Origin of the sequence: Microcoleus vaginatus HSN003 (assembly GCF_022701255.1) — a bacterium.
GTDB classification, from domain to species: Bacteria; Cyanobacteriota; Cyanobacteriia; order Cyanobacteriales; family Microcoleaceae; genus Microcoleus; species Microcoleus vaginatus_B.
On record NZ_CP031705.1, the window covers coordinates 2,544,893 to 2,562,831 of the forward strand.

Here is a 17,939-nt window from a genome sequence, read left to right on the forward strand (position 1 = left end):
ATTTATCAGAACTTCTTCACGCACGAATAACTGTAACGGTTCGCCCCATTGGTGTCAGATGAATTTCAGTATTCAGTCGTTCTTCTAATTCGAGCGCATTCTCACGCCGATCGAATATCACCAACCACCCTTCATCTTGTCCCAATCGAGCCAAATACCCATCTAACTGTTCCAAACCTTTACTCAACGGATCGACTTTCCGAGTTCGCCAAACCTTCAGTTCAATTCCCAATGTTACCTCACCATAACGCAAACATAAATCCATTCTGTCGCGCCCGATCGCATATTCCCGTTCCAACGTTCCCCCACCATTAATCACCCGATGCAGAAACGCCATCAATACTAAATGCGGGGCAATTTCGGGATAAGAAGCACTTTTGAGTAACGGGTCACCATGTTGCAGCCAAAACGCGAGAAACGCTTGCAGGAGTGCATCTGGTAGTAGTTCGCCGCGATCGTTCAACCAACTCGGACGGATAATCGGTAAACTATCTTGCGGCCCTTGCGCCAAAACTCGCGGCAACACTTCTCGATAAATTGGATTGGCGATGACTAAACCCCCGGCTGGATCTCGTTTGAGCAAGCCCAAATCTACGAGGTATTGGCGATCGTCATTAGAAGATTCTGGCAATTCTCGTCCGGCTAGCATCGGCTCGATAATGGCTTTGACTCGGTTTTCTCGCAGTCGTTCTGCCAAACTATCTAAATGCGTATCTTGTCGTTTTATGATAATTTCTTTGGCTTCAAAAATATGTTGTGGTGTAATTTCTATAGATTCATCGGTAACTAATTCTTCTACAATTTCCTTAGCTAAAGCATTCACCAACCAAGGTTGTCCCTGAGTCAGTTCAAAAGCTAACGCTACGGCTTCAGGTGTAAAAACTTGTCCGGTATCTTGGGTATGTTGCGCGTAGAGTTCCGCGACTTCTGAGGCATTAAAATCTCTGAGAGTAATCGATCGCACTTTAATATTAAACGGACTGGATGTATTGAGTCGATCGCTTCCCCCCGCCGCCACTTTGTAATCGCGAACATCCCGCAAACCAATTAAACCCACCGATTGCGGAAACGCTTTCGGGCGATTGGGATAACCATCGCGTAACTGGCGCAGAATAGAAATCAAAGCTTGGTCTTGTAGTGCGTCAATTTCATCGATGAAAACCACCAAAGGACGAGATGAAACTTGTGCCCAAGCTTGTAAAGCAGCCCGAATTTTCTGTCCCGATTGCATCGCTGTCCAGTCAGGCGGTTGCAGTTCGAGTGGGAGACGGACGGAACTGTTATCTCGCCAAGCCCCCAAAATAGCCTCTTCTGCACCCGCAATGTCTTGACTGAAGGGTGCGCCCACTTCAACTGACAGCATCACGGCGGTGTATTGTCCGCTTTCAGTGAGTTGTTTGGCTAACGCCAGCATAGCGGTGGTTTTTCCCACTTGCCGGGGTGCATGGATGACGAAATAGTTGCGTTGAGCGATTAACCGTTCTAAGCTTGGTAAGCGTACCGTGGGCGACAGTGCGTAATGAATGTCTTCTTGGCAGGGGCCAGCAGTATTGAACCAACGCGGCATAGGTCAACTGGGGCGAATGGGGCTGCTCTCAGTTTAGTGTACTGTTGTTGGAAAGGCGTTCTAGTTGTTAAGCGGGGGTTTGTATCGACTCTCGGGCCCCGATGAAACTCTCTCAGAGCGAAAGTCGTGCTCGATTCTTGATTGCATAGAACGGAAGAACCCCAACTGCCAACTGCCAAAGTTTTACTCTTCTACCCGATAGCCCAATTCCGCCAAACGAGTGCGCGACTGCCGCCACTTCGGCTGCACCTTAACAAATAATTCCAAATACACTTTGCCTTCAATTAACTTTTGAATCTGTTCCCGGGCCGCACTGCCGATCGACTTGAGCATACTGCCACTTTTACCGATTAAAATGCCTTTTTGGGAATCTCGTTCGACGTGAATTGTCGCTAGAATCCTAGTAATTTTCGCTTCTTCTTGAACTATGTCGATCGCGATTGCTACGGAATGCGGCACTTCTTCCCGCGTCAGCAGCAAAATCTGTTCCCGAATCAACTCGCCCATAATAAAACGTTCCGGCTGGTCAGTCACCAAATCTGGCGGATAATAATAAGGCCCAACGTCCAAATGTTCGATTAACAATTGTTGCAGTGGCTCGACACCCTCGCCCGTGAGAGCCGAAAACTTCACTACAGGCCACTCAGGATTGACAATTTGCTCGTAAGTTCGATCGATCAACACGGAATCCTCCGGTTGTTCGTCCAACTTATTCATCCCCAAAATCACCGGAACTTTGCAATTGCTGAGAATTTCGACAATATATCGATCGCCCCCTCCCGATTCCACCGAACCATCCACCACAAACAGCACCACATCCACCGACTGAATCGCTGTGCGGGCATTCTGCACCAAAACCTTGCCCAATTGGTGATGTGGCTTGTGAATTCCGGGAGTATCTACAAAAATAATTTGTGCTTCAGGTGTCGTCAGGATGCCCCGTAGCCTGTTGCGCGTCGTCTGAGACACCGGCGAAGTAATTGCAATTTTCTGCCCCACCAACTGATTCATCAGCGTTGATTTTCCGACATTCGGGCGTCCGACAATACCCACAAAGCCCGATTTGTAACCCGCCGGAGCCACGGGAACACCCATGATGTCCGATACGTCGATAAATTTACTATCTTCCACTAAAATCACCTATTTTCAAGCCCCTTCTCTGTCTATTGTCGCCTGAAAATACTCAAACGCCCATTGGTGCACTCTAGCATCTTTCTCGCTTTGGTATACCTTGCAACAGTCAAAGCTCGATCGAGCCGCAAACCAGTGTTAAAACGTGATACGCGATCGGCAAAACTTGATATCTGAGACAAAATTTGATAAAGTTCCAATGACATCGCTCAAAAATGAATCATTCTGGTAAAACCGACTCCCAAATGCTGTAACAACTTCAGATGTGTAAATGTCTAACTCAACTGAAACTATTCTACAGTTTGTCAGGCAAACCAGTTATAACATTTTTGAGAATGTTTGGTAATAAATTAGGTAGGTTAAACTCAAACTCAAAAGCTCAATTTCATGAGGCGCTTTTTTCATAAAAGCTACTGTTTTTAGAGCCTACCTAATTAGTGCTAATCGTCATAAAGTTGAGGAGATGAATCAGATGAAATCGAAATTATTTTGGAGTTTTTGCACCGTTTTGGTAGCTAGCCTGCCTGTTCCTGCGTTGGCTCAAACAAGCCCTACTACAAGCCCTCAAGCAGAGTTTGACTACAAGGGTGGCTCCATGAACTACCAGTTGCTACCAGGCAGAATACAGGACAGAACCTTGCCCAGAGCCTTTGACCTTCCCATTATTACCAATGTTGGTACTGACACTAGCATCACCTCGGATTTCCTAATTACCGATCAGTTTACCGCCCCAGCGGGTCGTACAGAATACACCGGAGCTCTCACCGCCTGGGCAGCATCAATCAGAGAATGTCTCGCCAAACAGCCTCTCTTGATTCGAGCCAGCACTAAGAACCCGGTTCGGATTAATGGCAGAGTAGGCACGATTGTTAGAAACGTAAATAACCGTGCAGTTTGCAAATAAACCAGCAATATCATGACGGCTAAATTGACCGTAATTGCTGTAACGGCGGGTTCACCAATATCTCCAATGCAAGCATCGGTACAGTAAACCCCTCACCGCAGCGATATTGGGGTCAATCGACACCACTTGATATAAGTTCCGCTATCTACAGATAAAAACTAGAGAGTGTTTTTGAACAAAAAGAGCAATAGGTTTTCTATTGCTCTTTTTGTTGGCGAAATTTCAATTAATATCTATTAGGACTTATATGAGAGCGGCTGGAACAAGCTCATATAAGAGGTTTGTAGTGAGGAATGCAAGTCCTTATCAAAGTGTGAGGACTTGCATTCCTCACTGCAAACGACATAATTACGCAGAAACCAGCTTTTTTCCAAAAAATCTCGTGGAACCCGAGGGATATAGATTTTAACACCTGGTTTATGAAAGTTTGTCTGCGTAATTCACGATTTAGTAGCGCAAAATTCATGGGTATTCAGTAAAATTTCCCCGTAATCAGGAATCCAAGCTAGCCACTGTTCTTCCGAAAGTTCACACAACAACCACGCTTCGTCAAAGCTGAATGCGGTTGGCGGATTGAACAATTTAACCCACATAGAGGGAGCCAATTTTGGGGCAGGTACGGCGCAGCCAAATTTTTCCCAGTCGCAGACACTGGCGAAGCTTCCTGGCGTTGGTTGGGATGACCAACTACGAATATCTGTTTGCAGTTGCATAACTACTCCTGTCTAGCTAAGAGTCTGCACCAGGGCGCGGCTGAAACAACGCAGACCGAAGGCGCAGATAAACTTTGATTATGTAGTCTATGTTACGGAATTATCTAGGCGAATGTGTAAGGTTGTAGCAAAAATTTACAATCGAGAGGAAAAAACTGGCTCAAAGCTGAAAAGGTCGAGACTTTATTGTTGAGTTCGGCAACCATCGCCTACCATAGCAAACAACATCTGATTTATTTCAAAAATTCCGACATGAACCCAACTCCAAAATCCCACTGGAAAACTCTAGACCGCTTTGTAGAAATCAACTCTCATTGGGTAAAACTAATCGCCGAACATCTCGAAACAACCGAAGGAAAAACAGTAGAATATTGGCGAGTAGAAAGAGCAGATTCAGTTGTAATCTTGACCATTCAAGCTGACAAATTGCTGTTTCCCCCACCGATGTACCGCCCCGGCGTAGCAGAAGCAACCCTGGATTTTCCCGGCGGTCGTGTACCAGCCCAAGCCACGGCAGCAGCGGCAGTTCCAGCTATAATCAAGAGGGAACTAGGCGTGATAGAAAGTGCGATCGCCCGCATCGAACCGATCAACACCATTGGCTGGGCAATAAACAGCTCATTCTCCAATCAAAAACTCTACGGTTTTGTTGCAGAATTGCAGCCTACAGCAACAGTAAACCCCCAACTTATCGGTGCTGAATATCCTGTCACCCCCGATGGAATTCGCGACTTGCTTAAAAAATTAACTTGCCTCCAATGTCGAGCATTACTGCTAGAATGGCAAAATCAAGTCGATTTTAGAGTTTAGATTTGAGATTTTAGAATTGGGAATTGTCCCCCGATGCTCGCTGATTTGAATTTTAGGACTTACGCTCATCAACCTGGTTTCTATGACAAATCTTGGGTTAGGCAGCAAATTATATAGGAAAGAACCTGGTTTATAGCCCCTTGTGTGTAAGTTCTAAAATTTCTGAAAACCAACATCACCGACACTAATCATGCCTGTCAATAATGAAGTTGCTGTCGAATGCCTCGACGTTACATATCGCCTCAACCGCAGGCATTTAGTAGACAAACTCAATTTCAAAGTGCTGCAAGGAGAAGTTTTAGTATTGCTGGGACGCAGCGGTAGTGGCAAAACTACTACCATGAAACTGATTAACAATTTACTAACGCCAAGCAGCGGCGAAGTTCTGGTCATGGGAAAACCGACAACTCAGTGGAACCCAATTCAACTGCGCCGAAAAATTGGCTATGTGATTCAAGAAATCGGTTTGTTTCCCCATTTTACCGTCGAGCAAAACATCGGTTTAGTGCCGAAATTGGAAGGTTGGGAGGGCGATCGCATTCAATCTCGCGTCCGCCAACTGTTAGAATTAGTCAACCTCGACCCCCAGCACTTCGCCAAACGCTATCCCCATCAGTTATCCGGCGGACAGCGGCAGCGGGTAGGCGTCGCTAGAGCACTGGCGGCTGACCCTCCGATATTGTTAATGGACGAACCGTTTGGTGCTTTAGACCCCATTACTCGTCTGGAATTGCAGCGAGAATTCGGTCAATTGCAGCAGCAACTCGGCAAAACTGTGATTTTTGTGACTCACGGCATTCAAGAAGCTTTTTTGTTAGCTTCTAGAATAGGTTTGATGCAAGATGGACGGTTGATTGAATTGGCATCGCCCGATGATTTTATGAAATCTCAGCATCCAGAAGCTCGCGCATTTCTTGAATGTTTGCAAGTAGCTAAATTTGAATAATTTAGCAAAAATTTGATAATATAGTTTTAGTAACTAAGCTGATAATCAAACGATGCACAGTCTTTACGAGACCGACTTCTATGCTTGGACGCAAGAACAAGCCAAGTTACTTCGCAAGTGTGAGTGGAGCCAACTTGACTTGCCAAATTTAATTGAGGAGATTGAATCTTTGGGCAAACAGGAACGTCAAGAACTTAGAAATCGTTTGAGTATTTTGCTGGGACATTTGCTGAAGTGGCAATATCAGCCCCAGCAGCGCAGTCGTAGCTGGCTGTCTACAATTCGAGTGCAGCGACGGGACACTCAGAGACTCATACAGGAGAACCCAAGTCTGAAACCTTACTTGCAAGAAGCTTTCCAAGAAGCTTATCAAAACGGTAGAGATTTGGCAGTAGGAGAAACCGATTTACCTCTCAAAACATTTCCTCAAAATTGCCTTTATAGCTTTGAGGAAATTCTGGACTCTCGCTTCTATCCTGGTGAACCAAGTCCTGAAATAGAAAATGATTTATAAGGTTGACAGCAATCAGCAATAACCAATTACCCAATGATAATTTTTATCAACCGCTATGGCGCCCAGATAGTTCAGCGCGCAAGTGAACACTTATATTTAGTAACTGTTGCAATTTTTATCGCTATTAGTGTGGGGATTCCCCTCGGAATTTTAGTCACCAGAAAACCAAAATTGAAAATGCCAATTTTGGGATTTGCTAATATTATGCAAACAATTCCCAGTTTAGCTTTGTTTGGCTTGCTAATCCCGGTGCCGGTATTGGGTGGAATAGGCGATCGCACGGCAATTATCGCCCTCACTCTGTATTCTTTACTGCCAATTATCCGCAATACTTATACTGGTATTGTCGGGGTCGATCCAGCGATTACAGAAGCCGGAAGAGGTATGGGAATGACTGATATGCAACTGTTATGGCAAGTGGAAATTCCCCTGGCACTGGGCGTGATTCTGGCGGGCGTGCGAGTTGCCGCAGTAATTGCGATCGGACTTGCTACAATCGCCGCTGCAATTGGCGCGGGGGGCTTGGGGGTGTTTATTTTTCGTGGCGTTGCTACCGTCAACAATCAGTTACTTTTGGCTGGGGCAATTCCGGCGGCTTTAATGGCCTTAGCTGCGGATTTTGGGCTGGGTTGGGTAGAAGCGCGCCTCTCGAAAAGTACCTTAAAAACTCTTAATGAGGAGTAAAATCCTGGCTACTTTCCGTCAGCGTTGTCACTCTCTGCGAACCAGAAGCATTCGCAGGATGCGCTATCAGATTGCGGATTTCATTTGAGCGTTCAATGTACTCGCGATCGCTCAAAACAGCTTGGCTCCCCTCCAGCGAAATAGCATCCGCCAAATCGATCCAAGAACGGCAGCCACCGTATGCAGGAGTGTAGGGGATTTCGCGGATTTCTGCAAGGCGATAAGCCCGCAGCAATAAAATATAAATTGGCTGAGTTTGTTTCCATTTTAGGCGATCGCTGACAAAACTTTCATTCCAAATATGGTACGAAAATAGCGCAGTAATTGCCGGTTCCCAAGCTACCAAAAAAACATCAGTAATCTCCGCCCAACTGCTAATTCTAATAACTTCAGGATGCCAACCAGATTCGACAGTCTTGACGTGATGTGCAAACTCCGGCTTTAATAAACCCGGCTGTTGGTGTTCAAAAGTTGGATACAGCAAAACCTGTTTGTCAGTGACATTGAACTGTCCTGCTTGCTCGCGAATTCCCCCCTTCCGCAACAGCACAATCGTTTGACCTTGTTCCAAAGCCTTAACTGCTACATTCCATTCTTTCAGCGCCCTAGTAGTTGATTTCATCGGAAAATTGGGTTTGAAACCCCGTCCTTTTAGGACGGCTTTACATTAATTTGAATCCCCTTCCGGGGCGGAGAGGTATGGTTGCCCCTCCGTCGGGATATGGTTGTCCCGTTCTCCTTTCGGAGTAAAGTTAGCTTCGCCAATGTTTAGTGAGCTTGTTAGGCTGAAAGCACTATTTCAGTGACCTTAAGATTGTTTAACTCTAAGCGACAGAGCAGGGGACTAGCTACGCATCCCAAGGTGTCGTGACTCAAAAAACGTAGTCCGCGAAGGACTTAGGCTGGTCAGGATGGCTTTCTAGATTTCTCTTTCAAGCCTTATGCCTTTAGGCTAAGGTTCCTGACAGGAATTTAGTTGAGTTTTAACAAGAATAACAAAAATCGGTACTTTCAAGCAAGTACAGCCATTTTTTCATCTTAAAATAAGGTAGTCCTGTATAGTCAGGAGTACCTTCTTTTGATAAAGAAAATAATTGCTTGAACTACATCGTGGGCAAACTGCTGTGTTCTTTATTACTATAACTATAAAATAATCCTCTCTTCTGTGTCCCAGCTATCTTCTACTATCACACCGATATATTCAGCAATTTTGCCGTTAATTTTTTCAAGAGTTTACTTAAATACTTAATAAAATTTAAAGATTCTCGCCTATTAAGTACCAAACAAGCATATTTAGATTTGTTAAAATTTAAATATTCTTCAAAAAGCTTAAATTATACTTATTTATAGTGCATTGAAAATTGTTTTTTAATTCGGTTCTGTCACAAATATCAGTATCCCTACTGAAATACCGCCTGCTCTTCAATTTCTTATTAGTGAAATTACGCACATGAGCATTACTATTTTCGGTTACAACCTGAGCGAAGCTATTTACGAAAGTGTCAATACTATTATTTATCGCGGCACCAAAGATATTGATAGAACCTCAGCAATTATCAAAACCTTCAAAGCTGAGCATCCCACAATAGAAGAAATTTCCAGATTAAGACACGAACATAAAATACTCCGATATTTAGACAGTCAAGGAATAGTCAAACCCATAGCTTTAGAAAACTATCATAACGGCTTAGCGCTGATAGTAGAAAATTTTAGCGGTCAATCTTTGAAAGATTTTCTTAAGAATCAACCCTTGGCCATAAACGCCTTTCTAAAAATCGGAATTCAGTTGGCAAAAACTCTAGGAGAAATTCATCACAGTAAGGTTATCCATAAAGACATTAAACCCCAAAATATCCTAATTGACCCAGAGACAAAGGAAGTAAAAATTATTGACTTTAGCATTGCTTCTCTCTTAGAGCGAGAAAATCAAACTGTCACAAATCCCAACTTGTTAGAAGGAACTCTTGCTTATATCTCGCCGGAACAAACCGGCCGAATGAACCGCTCCGTGGACTACCGCACCGACTTTTACTCACTCGGTATTACCTTTTATGAAATGCTGACGGGTAAGCTACCTTTTTCCGCAAAAGACCCCCTGGAGTTTGTTCATTGCCATATAGCTAAAGCACCAATACCACCTAAAAAGCTGAATCCAGAAATCCCGGATACAGTTTCGGAAATTGTAATGAAATTATTATCTAAAACCGCTGAAGAGAGATATCAAAGTGCTTTCGGACTAAAAGCTGACCTGGAAACCTGCCAGGAGATGCTTTCTTCCGGAGAGATTTCCCACTTTATTATCGGTCAACTAGATTCCTACAGCCAATTTCTGATTCCGCAAAAACTCTATGGACGGGAAATAGAAGTTGCTAGTTTGCTAGAAGCCTTCACTCGCGTCAGTGGTGGGACAACGGAAATGATGCTAGTTTCTGGTTATTCAGGTATCGGCAAATCTTCCTTAGTTAACGAGGTTGATAAACCTATAGTCGGAGCACGAGGGTATTTTATTTCCGGTAAATTTGACCAATTTAAGCGGAATATTCCTTATGCTGCTTTAATTCAAGCATTTCAAGGATTGATGCGGCAACTGCTCACTGAAAATTCGGCTCAAATAGCAATTTGGAAAGCTAAAATTCTCGAAGCACTTGGTGCCAATGGGTCAATTATTATTGAGGTTATTCCCGAAGTAGAAAAGATTATTGATCCACAGCCGGCGGTTCCGACTTTGGGGCCCACTGAATCTCAAAACCGATTTAATCGAGTGTTTCAAAAATTTATACAGGTGTTTAGTAAACCCGAACACCCCCTAGTGATATTTTTGGATGACTTGCAGTGGGCAGATTCGGCTTCCCTCAAGCTTATCCAGCTAATTATGACTGATCCAGATAGTAAATATCTGCTATTAATTGGGGCTTATCGAGATAATGAAGTCAGTGCCACTCATCCCTTAATTTATACCTTAGAGCAAATTCAAAATACCAGGGCAACAGTAAATAATATTATCCTCCAATCTTTAGAGCTCTCTCATGTTAACCAATTAGTGAGCGAAACTCTTCGTAGTCACATTTCCGAAGTTTTACCCCTAGCTGAGTTAGTTTTTAATAAAACCCAGGGAAATCCCTTCTTCTTAACTCAACTGCTCAAATCCCTTTATCACGACCAACTTTTATCCTTTGATTTCAATCAAGTTTGTTGGCAGTGGGATATCCAACTGCTTGAAGGCATAGATATCAGCGATAATGTCGTCGAATTGATGGTCAGCCAAATTCAAAAGCTATCGTCCCAGACGCAGAATGTCTTAAAATTAGCTGCCTGTATAGGAGATAAATTTAGTTTAGACGTTTTGGCAATTGCTAATAAAAAATCTCAGTCAGAGACGGCAAGGGATTTATGGGAAGCGCTACAAGCTGGTTTCGTTCTGCCACTAAATAATTCCTACAAAATCCCCCTGCTATTTGACTCGGAAATATCTACAGAAAACTCAACGGAGCAGTTTAATGTCACCTACAAGTTTTTGCATGACCGAGTGCAACAGGCGTCTTATTCTCTGATACCCGACGATCAGAAAAAAGAAACTCACCGAAAAATTGGTCAACTACTGCTGAATTCCACCACCCCTGAAGAACGAAAAGAAAATATATTTGCACTGGTTAACCAACTAAATTATGGAACGGATTTAATCACTTTGGAGTGGGAAAGATATGAGTTGGCAGAACTGAATCTGATCGCCGGACAGAAAGCCAAAGCTGCCACAGCTTATGAGTCGGCTGTCAAATATTTGAATGTGGGTTTAGGACTACTGCCGGAGGATTGTTGGGAGAGTCAATATGATTTGACATTAAACCTCCATCTGGAAGCAGCAGAAACTGAATATATAAACACTAACTTTGAGCGATCGCAACAGTTGTCTGAGACGAGCTTGAAACAAGCGAAAACTCTTCTGGAAAAAGGCAAGGTTTACGAACTTAGAATTCAATTAGAGATGTCTCAAAATCGGAGAATATCAGCTATAGATAATGGACTCGCCGTTCTGGAAATGTTCGGAATTAGCTTAGAGCAAGAACCACCTCAAGAACTGATAGTGGATGATTTAGCTAACTTGCCGACAATGACAGCTCCCGATAAACTCGCAGCTATGCGAATATTAAATCTTATTATAACACCAGCTTTTATTGTAAATCCTGCGATGTTTCCGCGAATTCTTTATACAAAAATAGCCTTGTCTATTAAGTATGGGAATTCGCCTGAATCTGCTTTTGCTTATGTTTGGTATGGAGTGTTACTCTGTGGAGGATTAGGAGACATAGATTCTGGATATCGATTTGGCAAGTTAGCTATTGATTTACTAGAAAAATTCAACGCAGTTACCCTTAAATCAAAAATAATTTGTATATTTAATTGTCTGGCAAGGTTTTGGAAAGATCCGCTTAAGGCAACCCTAGAATCTTTGGTTGAGGCCATTCAAAGTGGTATAGAAACTGGAGATATAGAATATGCTTGTCACAGTATAGCAAATTATTGCAATCACTTATTTTTTAGCGGAGGAGATCTACAAAAACTTGAACAAGAACAGGCAAAATATGTTGCTATGACCATTCAGCTCAAACAAGAATATGATACTTTATTTGTGAAAGTTCACCAGCAAATAGTTGACAATTTACTGGACAAAAACTCAGACAAATCCCATTTACTAGGTGCAAGCTTTAATGAAGAAGAACTACTGCCAGGAATTATAGCTTCTAACAATGGGACTTTGCTCTATGCCTATTATGCCGGCAAAATGATGCTATCTTATTTATTTAAAGAGTTTAATCAAACACTGATGATTGCTGATTTAGCATTAAAATACGCCAGCATGGGTGCAGGATTAATCCACATGAGTATCGACAACTTCTACCATTCTCTTTCCCTCCTAGCACTGTATCCAAAAGCCTCGCCCAAAAAGAAAGAAAAATATCTAAGTGTAGTAGCAGCTAACCAAGAAAGAATGAAGACTTGGGCGTTCCATGCGCCGTGCAATTTTCAGCACAAGTATGAGTTAGTAGAAGCAGAAAAAGCGCGGATTTTGGGACAACCTTTAGAAGCGAGCGATTATTACGATCGCGCTATAGCGGGAGCCAAAGAACAGGGATATATCCAAGAAGAAGCATTAGCCAACGAATTAGCAGGAGAATTTTATTTTTCGTTTGGGAAACATAAAATTGCTCGGATTTATTTAACAGATGCTCACTACGGATATATTCGCTGGGGAGCTAAAGCTATAGTCAAAGATTTGGAAGCCAGATATCCTCAAATATTTTCCCGGATAGCCAAGCCAGAAAGTCAAGGTAGCCCGGTTCCGATGCTCACTACCTCGACGAGTGGAGGAAGTGCAGGATCTCTAGATTTAGCTACTGTGATCAAAGCATCCCAAGCTCTTTCTGGTGAAATTGTACTGAGTAAGCTGTTGGCGAAATTGATGAAAATTGCGATCGAGAATGCGGGCGCTCAAAGTGGCATTTTCATTTTAGAGAAAGCTGGAAATCTACTAATAGAAGCCTATGGAACCGTAGATAGCGATGTAGAAGTGCTGCAAACAATACCAGTTGAAAACAGTCAGCAACTACCCATATCTTTGATTAACTATGTTGCCAGAACTCAGGAAAATGTTGTATTAAACGATGCGAGTTGTGAGGGAACCTTCACGGCGGATACTTATATCGTCAACCAAAAACCGAAGTCAGTATTATGTACTCCCATCGTCCATCAAGGAAAACTTACTGGGATTCTTTACTTAGAAAATAATCTCACAACTGGTGCTTTTACTCCCGATCGTTTAGCAGTTTTACAAGTTTTATCTTCTCAAGCAGCTATTTCGATTGAAAATGCCCGTCTTTATAACGATTTGGAAGCAGCAAACGCTACTTTAGAAGCGAAGGTGGTAGAAAGAACGCAACAGTTACAAGAAAAAAATATCCATTTACAAAAAGCAGAAGAATTAGCGAAAGCTGCCAACTCTGCCAAGAGTGAGTTTCTTGCTAATATGAGCCACGAGCTCCGAACGCCACTCAATGGCATTTTGGGTTACACGCAAATCCTCAAACGACAAAAAAACTTGGCTGAGCAGCAAAAAGATAGTCTGAACGTCATTAGTCAGTGCGGCGATCACCTCTTAACCCTGATTAACGATATTTTAGACCTCTCTAAAATCGAAGCCAGAAAAATGGAAATCCACCGGAGTAATTTCCATTTTTCTGAATTTTTGGAAGGTATCGCTGAAATTTGCAATATTCGGGCAGAACAAAAGGGAATCTCCCTCATTTACGAGCCAATTACCCAACTACCTATTGCCGTCCAGGGTGATGAAAAACGGTTGAGGCAAGTTTTAATCAACTTACTAGGCAATGCGATTAAGTTTACCGAAAAAGGCGGAGTGGCATTCAAAGTAGGATATCAGGATGGCAAGATTCGGTTTCAAGTGGAAGATACCGGAGTTGGGATGGCACCAGAGCAATTGCAAGATATATTTTTGCCTTTTCACCAAGTAGGGGATGCCAACCGCAAGGTTGAAGGAACCGGGTTGGGACTGGCAATTAGCCGCCAATTAGTCCAGATGATGGGCGGTGAAATAAAGGTGAAGAGTACATTAGGACAAGGGAGCATTTTCTTCTTCGATTTAGATTTGCCAGAGGTATCGGAATGGGCGACTAATGCAGCCAAAGCGAATGCCCACACAATCGTTGGTTTCAAAGGCGAAAAGCGAAAAGTTCTCATAGCTGACGATAAGTGGCAGAATCGCTCGATCATCGTAGGAATACTTCAGCCGTTAGGATTTGAAATTCTGGAAGCAACGGAGGGTCAGGACTGTTTAAACAAGGTGGTCGAGTTTAAACCAGACTGTATTTTAATGGACTTGATGATGCCAGTAATGAGTGGCTTAGAAGCAACGCGCCGGCTTCGCAAATCATTAGGTCAGACTAAGTTAGTGGTGATTGCTACTTCTGCTAGCGTTTTTGATTTTGATCGACAACAAAGTGCCGAGGCAGGTTGCAATGATTTTATTCCGAAACCCATACGAATCGAGGAGCTTTTAGAAAAATTACGTACTCATTTAGGGTTAGAATGGATTTATGAAGAAAATTTGGAAGACGTTAGGAAAGGAGAAGGAGAAAAAAAATCTCTAAGTTCGGAAATGGTAGCTCCCCCCGCTCACGAAATCGCGGTTCTATTCGATCTAGCGCTGATGGGCGATCTCCGAGGTATTGCGGAGCAAGCTGCAAAACTTGAACAACTTAATGAGCAATGGGTACCCTTTGCTACCCATCTGCGCCAGTTAGCGAAAGGATTTGAAGAACAACAAATCCTAGAGTTTATTAAACAATATAGGACGACAACAAATGAAGAGTGAACTTCCCGAACAAAGCACCATTTTAATTGTAGATGACACCCCCACTAATTTAGGTGTCCTGTTCGATTTCTTGGCGGATTTTGGCTTTAAAGTATTGGTAGCTAGAGATGGGCAAAGTGCTATCCAGAAGGTCGAATATGCTGCGCCCGATCTGATCCTGTTGGATGTGCTTATGCCGGGAATAGATGGGTTTGAAACTTGCCGTCGTTTGAAAGCAAATGATTTAACGAGAGACCTTCCGGTAATTTTTATGACGGCTCTGGCTGATACCGTGGATAAGGTTAAAGGTTTGAGTCTTGGTGCAGTGGATTATATCACTAAGCCTCTTCAGCATGAAGAAGTTTTAGCTCGCGTTAATGTCCACATGAAGCTCCGCAACCTGTCGAAGAAACTCTTAGAAAAAAATGTGTGCTTGGAAGCAGAAATTGAACAGCGTGTCAATGCTGAATCCTTGCTCTTGAAGCTGGCATCGGAGTTGGAAAGGCGAGTTGAGGAAAGGACGGCTGAACTTTTCAAATCCAATCAATTGCTCAAACAGGAGATTCAAGAGCGTCTGCAAGCAGAGGCGGGATTGCAACAATCGGAAGCTCTCTTGCGAGCCCAAGCTCAATCTTTAGAAAAGGCTTTTCGAGAACTGCAAATCACGCAGACTAAACTTGTGCAGAGCGAAAAAATGTCTTCTCTAGGTCAGCTTGTGGCAGGTGTAGCCCATGAAATCAATAATCCCGTTAATTTCATTTATGGGAATCTTTCTTATGCCCATGATTATACCAAAAATCTGATTGAGCTAGTCAATATTTATCACCAAGAATTCCCTGCTGCTGGGCAAAAAATTGAAAATAAAATAGACGAAATAGAACTAGATTTTTTGGTTGAAGACTTACCTAAATTGCTGAGTTCAATGAAGGTAGGTGTAGACCGGATTCGGGAAATTGTTCAGTCGCTGCGAATCTTCTCGCGATTGGATGAATCTGAGATGAAACCAGTGGATATTCACCAGGGTATTGATAGCACTCTGTTAATTTTGCATAACCGTGTTAAAGGAAGGGGCGATCGACTTGCGATTGAGGTGGTCAAAGAATTCGGCAATCTGCCTCTAGTAGAGTGTTATGCGGGTCAGCTTAACCAGGTGTTTATGAATCTTGTTGCTAATGCTATTGATGCCCTAGATGATTATAATACGACGCGATCGTTAAGTGAAATGAAAGCTAATCCTTCTAAAATTTTCATTCGCACGGAAGTCACGGAATCTAATCGGGTGTTAATCCAGATTAAGGATAATGGGCCTGGGATGACGGAAGACATTAGCCAACGCCTATTTGAGCCATTTTTTACTACTAAACCTATCGGGAAGGGCACTGGTATTGGGCTGTCAATTTCCCATCAGATTGTAGTGGATAAACACGGGGGCCAGCTCAATTGTATTTCAGCTCCTAATCAGGGGGCAATCTTTATTATTGATATTCCCATTCACCAGAAAAATTTTGCTAATAATTTAATTACGAGGTCGGAAACAGCTTTGGGTATTTCTTAGTTGATTTTAACTTAACGAGACTTAAACAAATTTTAAGCCCAAATAAATCCCAAACGGGCTTGATACCCAATAAATACGTCCATATTTTCTTGCAGCCCGTGCACAAATCTATAAAATATCGCTATTCTCAAAGCTGACCAAGCAGAGGGTAGGTGTGCGTAAATTTAGGAGACTGCAATCCTAATCACTTAAGACCGTCATCAGGATTTTTTAGCTACCCAATTAAATACAACTGAACCAAAACTTCAGATCTGTCAAATTATTTAATTGGGGAACTAAAACGTCGAGATGTTCCGATGTTTATCGTCTCGTGGGTGGATACTCCTGTGCGGTGTAGCCACACAGGAGAGCTTATGACCAGGGGTTTAGTGCTTACCAACTTTATTGCTAAATTCTCACTGCAAAAGATGCTGCTAATTCCCGTTCTGGTTCCATACCAACTGTAGGGGGCATGGAACGATTTGCTACTTGCTCGATCAGTTGTAAATGTTGTGGCAGCATTTTAGCTAAACTGTAGCGTTCTAGGGCAGTTTGACGGGCTTTGATGCGAATTTCTGCCATGCGGGTAGGATGGTCTAAAACTTCATCAATGCGATCGGCTACTTGTTTCGGTGAGAAGTAATCGACTAGCAAACCGTTTTCTCCGTCGCGGATAACTTCTCTGACTGGCCCGGTGTCGGAACCGATTACTAAACATCCGGTTGAGAGAGATTCAATCATCGACCAAGATAACACGAAAGGTCTGGTCAAATAAACGTGTACGTCGGATGCTTGAATTACTTTTAAATACAGTCCGTAAGGTAGGGGCCCGACAAAGTGAACTCGCGACAAATCTAGGGGGACTTTTTTGAGCATATAGTCTTTGTAAGACTCGCCGTTGGGTAAAGAACGCCCGTAACAAACTCTTTCGGAACCAACGATTACGACGTGACAGTTGGGGCGGCGTTCTTGCACATAGGCGATCGACTCAATGAATTCGGGAAAACCTCGGTAAGGTTCCATTCCCCGCGATACGTAGGTGACAATTTCATCAACGCCAGACAAGTCTAAGTTAGGCAAAACCAGCTTAGCACCGGGGTCGGGTTTGAAGTAATCGGTATCTACGCCGTCGTGGAGTGTTGATAATTTTTGTTGTAATTCTGGCGGAAATTGCGATCGCTGCCAATAAGTGGGCGACAAACCCCAATCGCAAGAGTATAAATCAATCAAAATCGGCGCATTTTTAACTCTAATTCGAGCCATGTCATCCACTGTTAAAGGTTCCGCTGGGTCAAAATCTGCGTCGGAACCAACAGCATGATAAAACCACTCGAAATAACACAAAAGCGGCGTATTTGGAAAAGCTTCTTTGACAAATAATGTTGGCCCCCAACCGGAATGTCCGCAGATAATATCGGGTACGAAACCGTCTGCTTTGAGTTGTTCTGCCATTCTAAATACGGCTTGTCCGTAGATAACGGCACTTTCTAAAGGGCGGACGTATTGGTGAGTCTGCGCGTGGGGTTCTCGGCTGGGGGTAAATGCTGCTTTGCGAACGCCGGGAATGTTCCACTCTGGGCGCTCGTTTTTAGTGCCGAAAACAATTTGATTTTTGGGATCTGCGCCTAAAGCCGTGATAATGTGGCGGTATTGGGCGGGGAAGTTGGGATGGAGAAATAATGCTTTCATTGTCTGTTGTCTGTTGTCTGTTGACTGTTGACTGTTGACTGTTGACTGTTGTTAGTTGGATAAAATATTTAGGTTCGGCTA

General features: G+C 43.2%; 12 protein-coding genes. 7 read left to right on the forward strand and 5 right to left on the reverse strand.

All coding sequences use genetic code 11. From position 1 onward, the window contains the following. Positions 1-16: 16 nt before the first annotated feature. Both D0A37_RS11055 and era read right to left on the reverse strand, forming a co-directional pair. Positions 17-1,567, reverse strand: coding sequence for an ATP-binding protein (locus D0A37_RS11055; RefSeq protein ID WP_242724064.1), 1,551 nt, complete (start codon positions 1,565-1,567; stop codon positions 17-19). Between the two features lie 183 nt (positions 1,568-1,750). Continuing rightward, complete coding sequence (gene era / locus D0A37_RS11060) at positions 1,751-2,662, reverse strand: GTPase Era (protein WP_242725475.1); 912 nt, start codon at positions 2,660-2,662, stop codon at positions 1,751-1,753. Positions 2,663-3,170: 508 nt separating this feature from the next. On the opposite strand from era, the gene D0A37_RS11065 reads away from it, so the two are divergent. Further along, positions 3,171-3,602 (forward strand): hypothetical protein, encoded by a 432-nt coding sequence (locus tag D0A37_RS11065; RefSeq protein WP_242724066.1) that lies wholly within the window; start codon positions 3,171-3,173, stop codon positions 3,600-3,602. A 440-nt stretch (positions 3,603-4,042) separates the two neighbouring features. On the opposite strand, the gene D0A37_RS11070 is transcribed toward D0A37_RS11065, so the two are convergent. Next, positions 4,043-4,315, reverse strand: coding sequence for a hypothetical protein (locus D0A37_RS11070; protein ID WP_242724068.1), 273 nt, complete (start codon positions 4,313-4,315; stop codon positions 4,043-4,045). Between the two features lie 252 nt (positions 4,316-4,567). Between D0A37_RS11070 and D0A37_RS11075 the strand changes: the two genes are divergently transcribed. The 4 genes from D0A37_RS11075 to D0A37_RS11090 all read left to right on the forward strand — a co-directional run bounded on the left by D0A37_RS11075 (position 4,568) and on the right by D0A37_RS11090 (position 7,269). Further along, positions 4,568-5,125 (forward strand): NUDIX hydrolase, encoded by a 558-nt coding sequence (locus tag D0A37_RS11075; RefSeq protein ID WP_242724070.1) that lies wholly within the window; start codon positions 4,568-4,570, stop codon positions 5,123-5,125. A gap of 190 nt (positions 5,126-5,315) precedes the next feature. Then, positions 5,316-6,071 (forward strand): ATP-binding cassette domain-containing protein, encoded by a 756-nt coding sequence (locus D0A37_RS11080; RefSeq protein WP_242724071.1) that lies wholly within the window; start codon positions 5,316-5,318, stop codon positions 6,069-6,071. Between the two features lie 52 nt (positions 6,072-6,123). Next, positions 6,124-6,585 carry a DUF29 domain-containing protein gene (locus D0A37_RS11085; RefSeq protein ID WP_242724076.1) on the forward strand — a complete coding sequence of 154 codons (462 nt, stop codon included), beginning with the start codon at positions 6,124-6,126 and terminating at the stop codon, positions 6,583-6,585. Between the two features lie 33 nt (positions 6,586-6,618). Beyond that, complete coding sequence (locus tag D0A37_RS11090; protein WP_242724078.1) at positions 6,619-7,269, forward strand: ABC transporter permease; 651 nt, start codon at positions 6,619-6,621, stop codon at positions 7,267-7,269. On the opposite strand, the gene D0A37_RS11095 is transcribed toward D0A37_RS11090, so the two are convergent. Continuing rightward, the gene (locus D0A37_RS11095) at positions 7,256-7,891 is read right to left on the reverse strand and encodes a DUF1802 family protein (RefSeq protein WP_242724079.1); all 636 of its coding nucleotides are present in this window, start codon (positions 7,889-7,891) and stop codon (positions 7,256-7,258) included. The genes D0A37_RS11090 and D0A37_RS11095 overlap by 14 nt on opposite strands. An 828-nt stretch (positions 7,892-8,719) precedes the next feature. Here D0A37_RS11095 and D0A37_RS11100 point away from each other — a divergent pair. Both D0A37_RS11100 and D0A37_RS11105 read left to right on the forward strand, forming a co-directional pair. Next, positions 8,720-14,656, forward strand: a complete 5,937-nt coding sequence (locus tag D0A37_RS11100) for a hybrid sensor histidine kinase/response regulator (RefSeq protein ID WP_242724080.1) — start codon at positions 8,720-8,722, stop codon at positions 14,654-14,656. Continuing rightward, positions 14,646-16,190: a hybrid sensor histidine kinase/response regulator gene (locus tag D0A37_RS11105; protein WP_242724082.1), complete on the forward strand. Its 1,545-nt coding sequence runs from the start codon at positions 14,646-14,648 to the stop codon at positions 16,188-16,190. Before D0A37_RS11100 ends, D0A37_RS11105 begins: the two co-directional genes overlap by 11 nt. Before the next feature lie 387 nt (positions 16,191-16,577). Here the strand turns inward: D0A37_RS11105 and D0A37_RS11110 are convergent, their stop codons facing one another. Then, positions 16,578-17,858 (reverse strand): glycosyltransferase family 4 protein, encoded by a 1,281-nt coding sequence (locus tag D0A37_RS11110; protein ID WP_242724084.1) that lies wholly within the window; start codon positions 17,856-17,858, stop codon positions 16,578-16,580. Between the last annotated feature and the right edge of the window lie 81 nt (positions 17,859-17,939).